The sequence below is a fragment of the Rhodopila sp. genome (genome assembly GCF_965277165.1).
Classification (GTDB): Bacteria; Pseudomonadota; Alphaproteobacteria; order Acetobacterales; family Acetobacteraceae; genus Rhodopila.
This window is the reverse complement of record NZ_CBDICE010000006.1, coordinates 3,117,485-3,129,552: the sequence shown is the minus strand read 5'-3', so window position 1 is coordinate 3,129,552 and position 12,068 is coordinate 3,117,485. Positions and strand designations below refer to the sequence as shown.

General features: G+C 63.0%; 10 protein-coding genes and 1 pseudogene. 8 read left to right on the top strand and 3 right to left on the bottom strand.

Features of this window, described 5'->3' with window-relative positions:
- Positions 1-18: 18 nt before the first annotated feature.
- On the top strand, positions 19-1,317 hold the full coding sequence (locus ACQY4Y_RS26480) for a YeaH/YhbH family protein (protein WP_428493544.1): 1,299 nt from the start codon (positions 19-21) through the stop codon (positions 1,315-1,317).
- Positions 1,314-2,879 carry a SpoVR family protein gene (locus tag ACQY4Y_RS26475; RefSeq protein WP_428493543.1) on the top strand — a complete coding sequence of 522 codons (1,566 nt, stop codon included), beginning with the start codon at positions 1,314-1,316 and terminating at the stop codon, positions 2,877-2,879. Before ACQY4Y_RS26480 ends, ACQY4Y_RS26475 begins: the two co-directional genes overlap by 4 nt.
- A gap of 143 nt (positions 2,880-3,022) precedes the next feature.
- Here ACQY4Y_RS26475 and ACQY4Y_RS26470 read toward each other — a convergent pair whose 3' ends face one another.
- Positions 3,023-3,547 carry a hypothetical protein gene (locus ACQY4Y_RS26470; RefSeq protein ID WP_428493542.1) on the bottom strand — a complete coding sequence of 175 codons (525 nt, stop codon included), beginning with the start codon at positions 3,545-3,547 and terminating at the stop codon, positions 3,023-3,025.
- Between the two features lie 211 nt (positions 3,548-3,758).
- Between ACQY4Y_RS26470 and ACQY4Y_RS26465 the strand changes: the two genes are divergently transcribed.
- Positions 3,759-4,787 (top strand): alpha/beta fold hydrolase, encoded by a 1,029-nt coding sequence (locus ACQY4Y_RS26465; RefSeq protein WP_428493541.1) that lies wholly within the window; start codon positions 3,759-3,761, stop codon positions 4,785-4,787.
- A 217-nt stretch (positions 4,788-5,004) separates the two neighbouring features.
- Here ACQY4Y_RS26465 and ACQY4Y_RS26460 read toward each other — a convergent pair whose 3' ends face one another.
- Positions 5,005-6,210, bottom strand: a complete 1,206-nt coding sequence (locus ACQY4Y_RS26460; RefSeq protein WP_428493540.1) for a D-alanyl-D-alanine carboxypeptidase family protein — start codon at positions 6,208-6,210, stop codon at positions 5,005-5,007.
- A 350-nt stretch (positions 6,211-6,560) separates the two neighbouring features.
- On the opposite strand from ACQY4Y_RS26460, the gene ACQY4Y_RS26455 reads away from it, so the two are divergent.
- From ACQY4Y_RS26455 to ACQY4Y_RS26435, 5 genes and pseudogenes are all read left to right on the top strand, one after another.
- On the top strand, positions 6,561-7,073 hold the full coding sequence (locus ACQY4Y_RS26455) for a phasin family protein (RefSeq protein ID WP_428493539.1): 513 nt from the start codon (positions 6,561-6,563) through the stop codon (positions 7,071-7,073).
- A 399-nt stretch (positions 7,074-7,472) separates the two neighbouring features.
- The gene (gene clpS, locus ACQY4Y_RS26450) at positions 7,473-7,805 is read left to right on the top strand and encodes an ATP-dependent Clp protease adapter ClpS (RefSeq protein ID WP_428493538.1); all 333 of its coding nucleotides are present in this window, start codon (positions 7,473-7,475) and stop codon (positions 7,803-7,805) included.
- A gap of 114 nt (positions 7,806-7,919) precedes the next feature.
- Complete coding sequence (gene clpA, locus ACQY4Y_RS26445; RefSeq protein ID WP_428493537.1) at positions 7,920-10,274, top strand: ATP-dependent Clp protease ATP-binding subunit ClpA; 2,355 nt, start codon at positions 7,920-7,922, stop codon at positions 10,272-10,274.
- Between the two features lie 274 nt (positions 10,275-10,548).
- Positions 10,549-10,761 (top strand): annotated as a pseudogene (locus ACQY4Y_RS26440) (TolC family protein); the annotation flags it as partial.
- On the top strand, positions 10,665-11,189 hold the full coding sequence (locus tag ACQY4Y_RS26435; RefSeq protein ID WP_428493723.1) for a TolC family protein: 525 nt from the start codon (positions 10,665-10,667) through the stop codon (positions 11,187-11,189). The pseudogene ACQY4Y_RS26440 and the gene ACQY4Y_RS26435, both read left to right, overlap by 97 nt.
- Positions 11,190-11,232: 43 nt before the next feature.
- Here ACQY4Y_RS26435 and ACQY4Y_RS26430 read toward each other — a convergent pair whose 3' ends face one another.
- On the bottom strand, positions 11,233-11,931 hold the full coding sequence (locus ACQY4Y_RS26430; RefSeq protein WP_428493536.1) for an SDR family oxidoreductase: 699 nt from the start codon (positions 11,929-11,931) through the stop codon (positions 11,233-11,235).
- Positions 11,932-12,068 lie beyond the last annotated feature (137 nt).

The following is a 12,068-nucleotide window of genomic DNA, read 5'->3' as shown; positions in this document are numbered from 1 at the left end:
AGGTCGCACAGGCACGCTATGCACATCGTTGACCGCCGCCTGAACCCGAGTGGAAAGAACCTGGCCAACCGCCAACGCTTCATGCGGCGTGCCAAATCGCAGATCCGCAAGGCGGTGCATGAAAGCGCCGGCAGCCGCAGCATCAAGGACGCCGACGAAGGCGGTGAGGTGGTCCTGCCAGCGCAGGGCGTACATGAACCTTCCTTCCGGCGCAGCGGCACCGGCGGCATTCGCGACCACCTGCTGCCCGGCAACAAGGAGTACATCGCCGGCGACACGATCCAGCGGCCGCCCAGTGGTGGCGGCGGCAGCGGATCCGAAGGCAGTCCGGACGGCGAGGGTGAGGACGATTTTCGCTTCGCCCTGTCGCGTGAGGAATTCGTCGACCTGTTCCTGGAGGATCTGGAACTTCCCGACCTGGCCAAGCGCCGGGTGGTGAACACCGAGGCGCTGGTTTATCACCGCGCCGGCTACTCGGTCAGCGGCTCGCCGGCCAACTTGGCGTTGAACCGCACGGTGCGCAACAGCCTGTCGCGGCGGATCGCGTTGCGCCGGCCGAAGCCCGATGAGATCCAGGCGCTGCGGGATGAAATCGCCGCGCTGGAAGCGGACGACCCGCGGCGCGTCGCGCTCGAGGAAGAATTGGCCCGCAAGGTGCGCCGCACCGGGATCATCCCCTACATCGATCCGCTGGACGTGCGCTACCGGCGGTTCGAGGCGCATCCCAGGCCGGTGGCCCAGGCGGTGATGTTTTGCCTGATGGACGTATCGGGGTCGATGACCGAGCACATGAAGGACCTGGCCAAGCGGTTCTATGTGTTGCTGTATATTTTCCTGAAGCGGCGCTACAAGAACGTGGAAGTGGTGTTCATCCGCCACACCCATCAGGCGTCCGAGGTCGATGAGGACACCTTCTTCAACAGCCCCGAGACCGGCGGCACCGTGGTGTCCACCGCGCTGGAAGAAATGCAGCGGGTGATCGACGATCGCTATAGCCCGGACAGTTGGAACATCTATGCCGCCCAGGTGTCTGACGGCGACAACACCGCCAGCGACAACGACAAGACCGCCGCGCTGCTGACCAGGGTCCTGCTGCCGGCCTGCCAGTACTACGCCTATCTCGAGGTCGGCCGCGATTCCGAGCACTTCCCGCCCGGCTTCATCCGCCGCGACAGCGATCTGTGGCAAACCTATTCCACGATCATTCGCAACGGCGCGCCGATGGCGATGCGCAAGGTCGGCCACCGGCGTGACATCTACCCAGTGTTCCGGGAACTCTTCGCTAAGAAGACCGGGGCCGAGGAGGCTGCCGAATGAGTTCCACGCTGATCCGGGCCGAACGTCCGTTGTTCGAGGGTGCCGACTGGGAGTTCGGCACAATCCAGCGCTGCTACGACGCGATCGAGAAGGTCGCGCTGACCGAAATGGGGCTCGACGTCTACACCAACCAGATCGAGGTGATCGGCACCGAACAGATGCTGGATGCCTATTCTTCCATCGGCATGCCGCTGTTTTATAAGCACTGGTCGTTCGGCAAGCATTTTTCCCGCAACGAGGCGATGTACCGGGCTGGCATGCAGGGGCTGGCGTACGAGATCGTCATCAACTCCAACCCGTGCATCAGCTACATCATGGAAGAGAACACCGCCATGATGCAGACCCTGGTGATGGCGCACGCCGCGTTCGGGCATAACCACTTCTTCAAGAACAACTATCTGTTCCAGCAGTGGACCGACGCCAACGGCATCCTGGATTACCTCGAGTTCGCCAAGGACTACATCACGTCGTGCGAACAGCGTTACGGTGAGGCGGCGGTCGAACGCCTGCTGGACGCCGCGCACGCGCTGATGAACCAGGCGGTGCACAAATATCCGCGCAAGCGGACCGCCGATCTGCGGTCGGAGGAAAAGCGGGAACGCGAACGCCGCGAACACGATGAAAAGGTGTTCAACGACCTATGGCGCACCGTGCCCGGCAAGGAAAATACCCGCGCCGACCCGACCGCCGCCGAACAGCGCAAGGCGCTGCTGGAACTGCCGCAGGAAAACATCCTGTATTTCATGGAGAAGACCGCCCCGCGGCTGGCTCCATGGCAGCGCGAGGTGCTGCGGATCGTGCGCATCATCGCGCAGTACTTCTATCCGCAGTCGCAGACCAAGGTGATGAACGAGGGCTGCGCGACCTACTCGCATTATACGATCCTGAACCGGCTGCACGAGAAGGGGCTGCTGACCGACGGCGCGATGGTGGAGTTCCTGTCGTCGCACACCAACGTGGTGTTCCAGCCGGAATTCGACGACCGTCGCTACTCCGGCATCAATCCCTATGCGCTGGGATTCGCCATGATGCAGGATATCGAGCGGATCTGCACGCTGCCGACCGCCGAGGACCGCCAGTGGTTCCCCCATATCGCCGGCTGCAACGACCACATGAACGTGCTGCGCGACGTTTGGTCGAACTACCGCGACGAGAGCTTCATCCTGCAATACCTCAGCCCGAAGCTGGTGCGTCATTTCGGCCTGTTCCATGTGATGGACGACGCCAGCGAACCGAACCTGCGGGTCGAGGCGATCCACGACGAGCGTGGCTACCGCAAGATCAAGCAGGCTTTGGCGAAGCACTACGACGTGTCGTGGACATCGGCCGATATCCAGGTGATCGATGTGAACCTTGCCGGTGACCGCCGCCTGATCCTGCACCACCGCGCGCTGAACCGTGTGCTGCTGGAGGAGAAGGATGCCAGGATGGTGCTGCAGCATCTGGCCGATCTGTGGGGCTACGATGTGCTGATGAAGGAAGTCGATCCAGGGACCGAGGCGGTGCTGAAGGAACATGCCGCGTCGCCGCGTCCAGGCATCGTGCAGATCGAGCCGAGTTAGGTTAGCTGAACCGATCAGGCTAAGCCGCCGCGTCCGCCCTGATCGACCCAGTCTGATGCCGGGTCAGGCGTGGGCGCCAGCGCGGTCGCTGGGCTGACCCTCTGGCTGTTGTCCCCCTGCAGTTGCCGCGCTGGATCCGGTGCCTATTCGCTGATCGAGGTGTCGGGTCTCGCCGTCTGCGCGTTGGTCCGCAGGCTGTCCATGTAGGCGGCGACCCTGGCATTCGAGTCATTGAACTTGTCCAGCGCCTGATTGATGGCCAGTTGGAACGTACCCTCATCCCATTTTGTCTGCGCCGTGGCCAGCGTCTTCGGATTTGTCGTGCGCTGTTTTTTGCGCGCCTCCAGCATCTTGGTCGCTTTATCAGACACCCGGTGCAGCTTGAGGGCCTCGCGCTGCAGGCGCAGCATCTCGTTGATTGAGTCGTGCTTGGCCACCGACGCGGCGCTCAGGCAGGCCAGCGTCGCCAGGCCAGCTGCGATGATCTGGGCCGATAACTGAATTTCCTTGGGCGTGGCCGCGCGATAATCTTGCAGCAGGCTGTCGGCGGATTTCTGGGCGGCGGTCTCACAGCCGTTGGCAGCGCTGGTAAAAAACGGCGAGAGCGCGGCGCTGGCATAGACGCGCATGCGCTCGGTGGACTCGGTTGGATTGGTGGCTTCTTTCATGGCATCCCGTTCAGTGTTTGTTCGGAAAACTTCTACCTCAGGTTGTGTAGGGACGCAAGGAAAAATTGCTTAGGAAGTGCCCCGCGTTTGATGCCCCCACGTTCGCTGTTCGGCGTCGATGGCAAACTGCGGCAAGCCCGGGCGCCCTGCCCAACATGCGCGCCCTGCGGCATACTGCGTCAGGGCCAAGCGGCGGGAAGGAGAGACGACGATGACCTGGCCGACCCAGCACGGTAGTTTCGATCTCGGAGACCTGACGCTGCAATCCGGCGCGCGGCTGGCGTCCGCCAGGCTGTGCTGGAAGACTTACGGCACGCTATCGCCAGCGCGGGACAACGTCATTGTCTATCCCACCAGCTATGGGGCGCAGCATCCGGACCTTGAATGGCTGATCGGCCCGGACAAGATCCTCGATCCGACGCGCTGGTTCATCATCATCGTGGACATGTTCGGCAACGGACTGTCGTCCTCACCGTCCGATACGGCGGACTATCCGACGCTGGTGACGGTGCATGACAACGTGCAGGCTCAGCGACGCGCGCTGGCAGCGTCGTTCGGCATCGACCGTGTGGCCTGTGTCTATGGCTGGTCGATGGGCGCGCTGCAGGCCTATCACTGGGCGGCGCTGTTCCACGACGCGGTGCAGCGGATCGTGGTCAATTGCGGCGTCGCTCGGACCGCGGTGCACAACCAGGTGTTCCTGCGCTCGCTGATGGCAACCCTGGAGGCCGCGCCTGGGCATATCGGCAATGGCCGGTTCTCCGCCGAACCGCAGGCGGCGAAACGGGCGTTCGGGCGGATCTACGCGGGCTGGGGGCTCAGTCAGGATTTCTATCGGGCCGGCCTGCATTTGGCGGCCGCACCGGCGCCGAATCTGGGCGCGCCCGACCTCGAAACGTTTCTGAAAACCGATTGGGAGGATCGATACGCCGCCCGTCCGGCCGCCAACCTGTATGCTCAGCTCCGCACCTGGGACGCCGCCGACATCAGCGCCAACGGGCTGTACGACGGCGATCTGGAGGCCGCGTTGCGGGCGATCCGAGCGCGGGTCCTGCTGATGCCTGGCGCCACCGACCTGTATTTTCGCACTGCCGACAACGAGGCGGAACTGCCTTTCCTGGCGTCCGCCGAACTGCGGCCGATCCCCAGCGTCTGGGGGCATCGCGCCGGCAATCCTGTCGCCAATCCGGCCGATGCGGAGTTTATCAGGCAGCAGGTCCACGCGCTGCTTGCGGCGTAATCGTCCTGCGATTTCGACCAAGCGCCGCCTTTCATGCTGCATTATTCAGCGGCGAGGTCCTGTTTGTCGTCCCTCCGCCATTTTGAACGTCCCCGGCCAGCCGCTGATTCCGCCGTTACCACAACTCGTTCGCGGCCAGGGTCAGCCCGTATGATCCGCCTGCCCGGGGTTTTGCCCTGTGACAATGTCAGCATGACTATGCGGTGATGAAAATGGTCTACCTACTTGCCACCACCCGGGCTTCCGGCCGCATCACGATGCAACCGCCTCGGTGATAACCCAAACAGGTGTCGCGGGCGTCCGCCTGGGTCAGGCCCGTCACCTGCGCCCTCCACAGCCGCTTCGCCCGCTGCCGGATCGGCTCGACACGGACTTCCCCGGCTTCCGCCTCACGCCTGGCCGCCAGGGCCGCACTACGGGCGGCGCCCGCCGTTGCGTAGCTGCCAACCTGAACCGTCCAATTCGCGGCGGCCGCATGGTGCGGCGCAAGCTGGCCGATCTCCGCCGCATGCGCGCTGGCGATCAAGCTGACCCGAGACGCCAGCAGCAACGGCTTGCGCACCGGCAGCACGTCCAACTGCTCGAAACCATGGTCGAGCAACGCAGTCATATGGATATCGCGTTCCCCATTGGACCCGGCCCCAAGCACCACCCCGATCAACCGCACGCCGCCGCGCACCGCGCTGGTAACCAGGTTATGCCCGGATGCCTCGGTATAGCCGGTCTTCAGCCCGTCGGCGCCCGGATAGCTGCGCAGCATACTGTCGTGATTGAAGATGATCTGGCGGTGCCAGACGAAGCTCGGGGTCGAGAAATAGTTGTAATAGGTGGGAAAATCGTTGATCAGCCGTCGGCTCAGGATCGCCAGGTCGCGGGCGGTGGTCCACTGCAAGTCGTTCGGCAGGCCGGACGCATTCATGAACGTGGTATGAGTCATGCCGAGCGCGCGGGCGCGCAGCGTCATCATTTGGGCAAAGCGGTCCTCGCTGCCGCCCAATAATTCGCCCAGAGCCGAGGCAGCGTCATTGGCGGAACGCGTTATCAGACCCAGAATCGCCTGCTGCACCGACAGCCGAGACCCGGGCACCAGGCCAAGCTTGGTCGGCTCCATCGACGCCGCGTGCGGCGAAACCGGCACCGCCTGGTCCAGGCTGATGCGGCGGTCTCGCAACGCCTCGAACGTCAGATACAAAGTCATCATCTTGGTCAGACTGGCCGGGTGGCGCGGCTGGTCCGCGTTCACGTCTTCCAGCACATCGCCGTTGTTGGCATCGACCACGATGGAACTATACCGAGCCGACCCGACTTGCGCCCGCGCCGACCCGCTCAGCGCCCAACCGGCAACCAGCAACGACGTCAGGACAACGACGGCGGACACGCAATGCGATACCGGCTTGCGCGAACCGCAGGCTGAGTTGGCCATTCATGTCCCCTTCGTCATGGCGCGACAACATTATGTTGCCAAGGCGTCTCTTGTCCAGCTTAAAACAGTCTAAAAACCATAAAAAGTGAATGCCTTACGACACGACGCTCGCACGCCGTCGCGTCACCGTCCGGGTCCGGAAATCCCCGGCTTGGGGTCTTGGAAATTTTGTGCAGTGCACAAAAATTCCCTTGATCGCGGCTCACGACATTTCTATATCGAGTTTGTGTTGCGGTGCAGCGAGTTCAGCACTGAAACTGGCTACCACGATTTATCGGCCCGGCGTCTGACCAGTCAGGCGCTCTCGCCGTTGGACAAGAAAACCGGCCATAATTCACAGGATGGAACCCATGACGACCAGCAAAGCCAAGTTTGTCGAAGTCCCCCACACCGCGGAACATGCCGCCGACAAGGGCATCGAAGCCACCGTGTCGAACCTGAAGGAAGGCGTCGCCAAAGCCACCGCCGGGTTCGAAGCGACACAGGCAAAAGTCAAGGAAGGAGTGGAAAAAGCGATGAAGACCGCCGAGGAATTCGTGGCATTCAATCAAGGCAACATGGAAGCCATGGTGAAGTCCGGCCAGATCTGGGCCACCGGCATGCAGGACCTGTCCAAGCACCTCGCCGCCGCCGCCCAGGCCTCGTTCGATGACAGTATGTCGGCCTTCAAGGCGCTGTCCGGCGTCAAGTCGGTGAAAGACGCGTTCGAACTGCAGTCCTCGCTGGCCCGCTCTACGTTGGAGAAGTCGCTGGCCGAGTCCGGCAAGCTGACCGATGCCTCGTTCCGTCTGACCGAGCAGGCGCTGGCCCCGATCACCGCCCGCGTCAGCGTCGCGGTCGAGAAGTTCGCCAAAACCACCTGACCGGTCCAGCCGCGTTCAACCGGGGCACACGTCCCGCGGATCGCGTTCATGCAATATCTCAAAGGCCCGGGCATCCGTCCGGGCCTTTGTTTTTTCGTCCAGCCGCCCATCTTGTTGGGTGTCGAGAAGCTCTTCGCCGGACAATTCGGTGAATCGCCTCTTGCGGTCACGCCAAGTCGGCGCAATCGTCTGGACCGGCGCCAATATACTTTCAACGGACCAAGGCGTTCCGATATGCTGGGTCCTCGATAGCACGAAAAAGCTGGCACCGGCTGACGACAACGAAAGAGGGCAAAGGTGCCCGGGCAAGCCTGCCAAGCAGGGGAAACAGGGACCGGCAGGATTGAAGGATCGGCCGCGCGGTGGCCGAATGCGGGACGGCGGATGGATGCGAACACCATGAGCGATAACGACAAGCGGGGCGGCACGACCGAGGGGCCCAATACCGGGGTCGTCGTCAAGGCGCGGCCGAAAACACGCAAACCCGCGATGTACAAAGTCTTGATGCTGAACGACGACTACACCCCAATGGAGTTCGTGGTTCACGTCTTGGAGCGGTTTTTTCAGAAAAACCGCGAGGAAGCGACCCGCATCATGCTGCATGTGCATCGTCGCGGCGTCGGGGTTTGCGGTGTCTACACCTACGAAGTGGCCGAAACCAAGGTCACCCAGGTGATGGACCTCGCGCGGCAGAATCAGCATCCCCTGCAATGTACGATCGAGAAGGAATGATGACGCTGTCAGGCGCGCCGGTGCCAACATCGTCGCTGTGATGGATAGGGTGGTGATCCCATCCAGGGTTGGTCAGGTCCCGTTCGGGACCGCAAGGGTTTAGGAGCGTCGGATATGCTATCACGGAACCTCGAACAGACGCTTCACCGCGCCTTGTCACTCGCCAGCGAGCGACGCCACGAATACGCCACCCTCGAACATCTTCTGCTCGGACTGGCCGAGGACACCGACGCCGCCACCGTGCTCAAGGCCTGTGGTGTCGACCTCGACAAGCTGCGAAACGACCTGACCGAATTCCTCGACAAGGATCTCGCCGGGCTGGCAACCGACCGTCCGGGCGACCCGAAACCCACCGCCGGTTTCCAGCGCGTCGTGCAGCGCGCCGCGATCCACGTGCAGTCATCCGGCCGCGACGAGGTCACCGGTGCCAACGTGCTGGTCGCGCTGTTCAGCGAACGCGAAAGCCACGCCGTCTATTTCCTGCAGCTGCAGGACATGACCCGCCTCGACGCGGTGAACTTCATCAGCCACGGGATCGCCAAGGCGCCCGGGCGGTCGGCGCAGCGCCCGGTCAGCGGTTCCAACAATCAGGCCCCGGAGGGCAACCAGCCGGAGCAGGAACGCGAGGAAAAACCCAACCGTCGCGGCCAGGACGCGCTGTCCAACTACTGCGTGAACCTGAACAAGAAAGCGATGTCGGGCAAGATCGACCCGCTGATCGGGCGCGACTCCGAAATCGAACGCACCATCCAGATCCTCTGCCGCCGCACCAAGAACAACCCGCTGTATGTCGGTGATCCGGGCGTCGGCAAGACCGCGATCGCCGAGGGCCTGGCCAAGCGCATCGTGGAAGGCGACGTGCCGGAAGTGCTGGCGAAATCGACCATCTTCGCACTCGACATGGGCTCGCTGCTGGCCGGAACCCGCTATCGCGGCGATTTTGAGGAACGCCTGAAGGCGGTGGTGAACGAACTGGAAAACCAGCCCGGCGCTATCCTGTTCATCGACGAGATCCACACCGTGATCGGCGCCGGCGCCACCAGCGGCGGCGCGATGGATGCCTCCAACCTGCTGAAGCCGGCCTTGGCTTCGGGCAACCTGCGCTGCATCGGCAGCACCACCTACAAGGAATTCCGCAACTACTTTGAAAAAGACCGCGCCCTGGTGCGCCGCTTCCAGAAGATCGACGTCAACGAACCGTCGCTCGAAGACAGCGTCAAGATCCTGCGCGGCCTCAAGCTGAATTACGAAAAGCACCACAAGGTGCGCTACACCGACGAAGCGATCCGCGCCGCGGTCGAGCTGTCATCAAAGTACATCCATGACCGCAAGCTGCCCGATAAGGCGATCGACGTCATCGACGAGGTGGGTGCCTCCCGCATGCTGCTGCCCGAGAACAAGCGGCGGAAAACGGTTACCTTGAAGGATGTCGAGGAGATCGTCGCTAAGATCGCCCGCATCCCGCCGAAGTCGGTCTCCGCCGACGACAAGGAGACGCTGCGCAATCTGGAACGCGACCTGAAGTCCATGGTGTTCGGCCAGGACAAGGCGATCGATGCGCTGGCCGCGGCGATCAAACTGGCCCGCGCCGGCCTGCGCGAACCGGAAAAGCCGATCGGCAACTACCTGTTCTCCGGCCCCACCGGCGTCGGCAAGACCGAAGTCGCCCGCCAACTGGCCTCAACCATGGGTATCGAACTGATCCGCTTCGACATGTCCGAATACATGGAACGGCATTCGGTATCGCGCCTGATCGGTGCCCCGCCGGGCTATGTCGGCTTCGACCAGGGCGGCATGCTGACCGACGCCATCGACCAGCATCCCCATGCCGTGCTGTTGCTGGACGAAATCGAGAAAGCCCACCCCGATCTGTTCAACATCCTGTTGCAGGTCATGGATCACGGCAAGCTCACCGACCACAACGGCAAGACGGTGGATTTCCGCAACGTGATCCTGATCATGACCACCAACGCCGGCGCCTCCGACATGGCCAAGGAAGTCATCGGCTTCGGCCGCGACATCCGTACCGGTGAGGATGACGACGCCATCAAGCGCCTGTTCACGCCGGAATTCCGCAACCGCCTGGACGCCACCATTACCTTTGCCGGCCTCACGCCTGAAATCGTCGGCCGCGTGGTGGAAAAATTCGTCATGCAGCTGGAGGCCCAGCTCGCCGACCGCAACGTGACCATCGAACTGTCCTCGGCCGCCAAGGAATGGCTGGCGGAACGCGGCTACGACCGACTCTATGGCGCCCGCCCGCTCGGCCGCGTCATCCAGGAGCACATCAAGAAGGCTCTGGCCGAGGAATTGCTGTTCGGCAAGCTGGTCAAGGGCGGCGCCGTCAAGGTGACGCTGAAGGACAACAAACTCGACTTCGAGATCACCGAGGCCGCGCTACCCGCGCTACCGAAGCCAGAAGGCGACGACGACGGCAGCGCCGACCGCGAGCAGGAAGTCGAGGTCTGAAGCGCAGAATTGTTGGAGCGCGCCGGCGCGAGCCGGCGTGGCACCCCGGAGACTAATTAACTTGGCATCCTGGAAAAAGCTCGTCACTGCCCGCTCCACCCGCGCAGCGACATCCTCGACGCAAAGCCGATCCCGCGTCCGCAGCAGCAAACCCGGCAGATAATCGCCTGCAATCGCGAAGAACCGTACACGCGCGAGGCGGCGCACAATGAGAATGCGCTGACACTGTTGCTGGGCGACCCGATGCCCGCCGACCTGCCCCCCCGGGAAATCGATCGACCAGCAGGGTCTGCTGAGTGACCTGCGGGCCAGGCTTCCCTCCGATCTGCTGTTCCGCAGGCCGGACGTCATCGCGGCGCAGCACAATCTGCTCGCGACCAACGCCAATATCTGTGCCGCTCGGGCAGCGTTCTTTCCCAGCATCACCCTGACCGGCAGCGGCGGCGTGGCCAGCAGCCAACTCAGCCGCATGTTCACCGCCGGCGGCCTGACCTGGAGCTTCGCGCCGCAGATCAATATCCCGATCTTCACTGCGGGTCAGAACCCGGGGAACCCGGACCCAAAGCCCAGAAGAACATCCGGGTCCCGCAATACGAGAAAACCATCCAGACCGCATTCCGCGAGGTCGCCGATGCGCTGGCCGCGCGATCCACCTGCATCGATCAGGTGCGCTCGCAGCAGCAACTGGTGGATGCCGCGGCCGACACGCTGCGTCTGTCGATGATGCTATTCCGAGCCAGGGTGAACGATTACCTGCCGGTGCTGATGGCACAGCAAAGGCTGTATTCGGCGCAACAGACGCTGCTCAGCCTGAAGCAGGCGCAATTGGCCAATCTTGTCACGCTCTACAAGGCGCTGGGGGGTGGATGGAACGAGCATACCGTTGCGACAGCATCGGCATCGCCAGGGTTATAGAGCATGGTCGCGGCTTGGACGGAACTTACCCCCTGATGCGCCTTTACCAGCGAATTTCCTTGCCGGTATAATCCAGGAACCGGTGCTGATGCGCCCCGCTCTGCTTCTGGACGACGGAAACGATTCCGGCGGCGCTGTCTTCCACCGATACCGCCGCGGATTTCCCGCCCATGTCGGTTCGAACCCAGCCCGGATGCAGCGACACCAACGTCAGCTTCCGCCCGCTCAGTTCGCCCCACAGCCCCCGCGTCAGTGAATTCAACGCGGCCTTGCTCGCCCGATACAGTTCGTGACCGCCCGAGTTGTCAGCCACACTGCCCATCACCGATGAGGTGAACGCGATCACGCCGGTACCGCTGCGCACATGCCCGGCCAGCGATCGCGCCAGACGCACCGGAGCGATCGCGTTGACGAACATCAGGGCGCCGATCTCCTCCGGCGTCACCTCGCTGGCGCTGCGATGCGCCGGACCGGAGACACCCGCGTTGACCAGAACCGCGTCGATCGTCTTGCCGCCCAAGGTCGCTGCAAATCCATCCACCTTTTCCGGATCGCTCATGTCGAGCTGCGGGATCGTCAGCCGCCCGCCGCTGGACGATTCCAGCGCCCGCAGTTCCCCGGCCTTCGCCGGCTGCCGCGCCGTCGCAATCACATCCCAGCCCTGCGCAAGGAAATCCCTGGTCACGCCCAGACCGATGCCGCGATTGCCTCCAACGATAAGCACCAGATGATGTTCCGCCATATCCGACTCCTTCCGGTCATTGCCATGGCCGCCGAGGCGACCGGCCACATCGCTACACAACGAACGCTACGCATGAGCGTTGCAGGCACCCACCGGGCGAAGCGCTGTCGCCCGCCGCGATGTCAGCCTTTACTGGT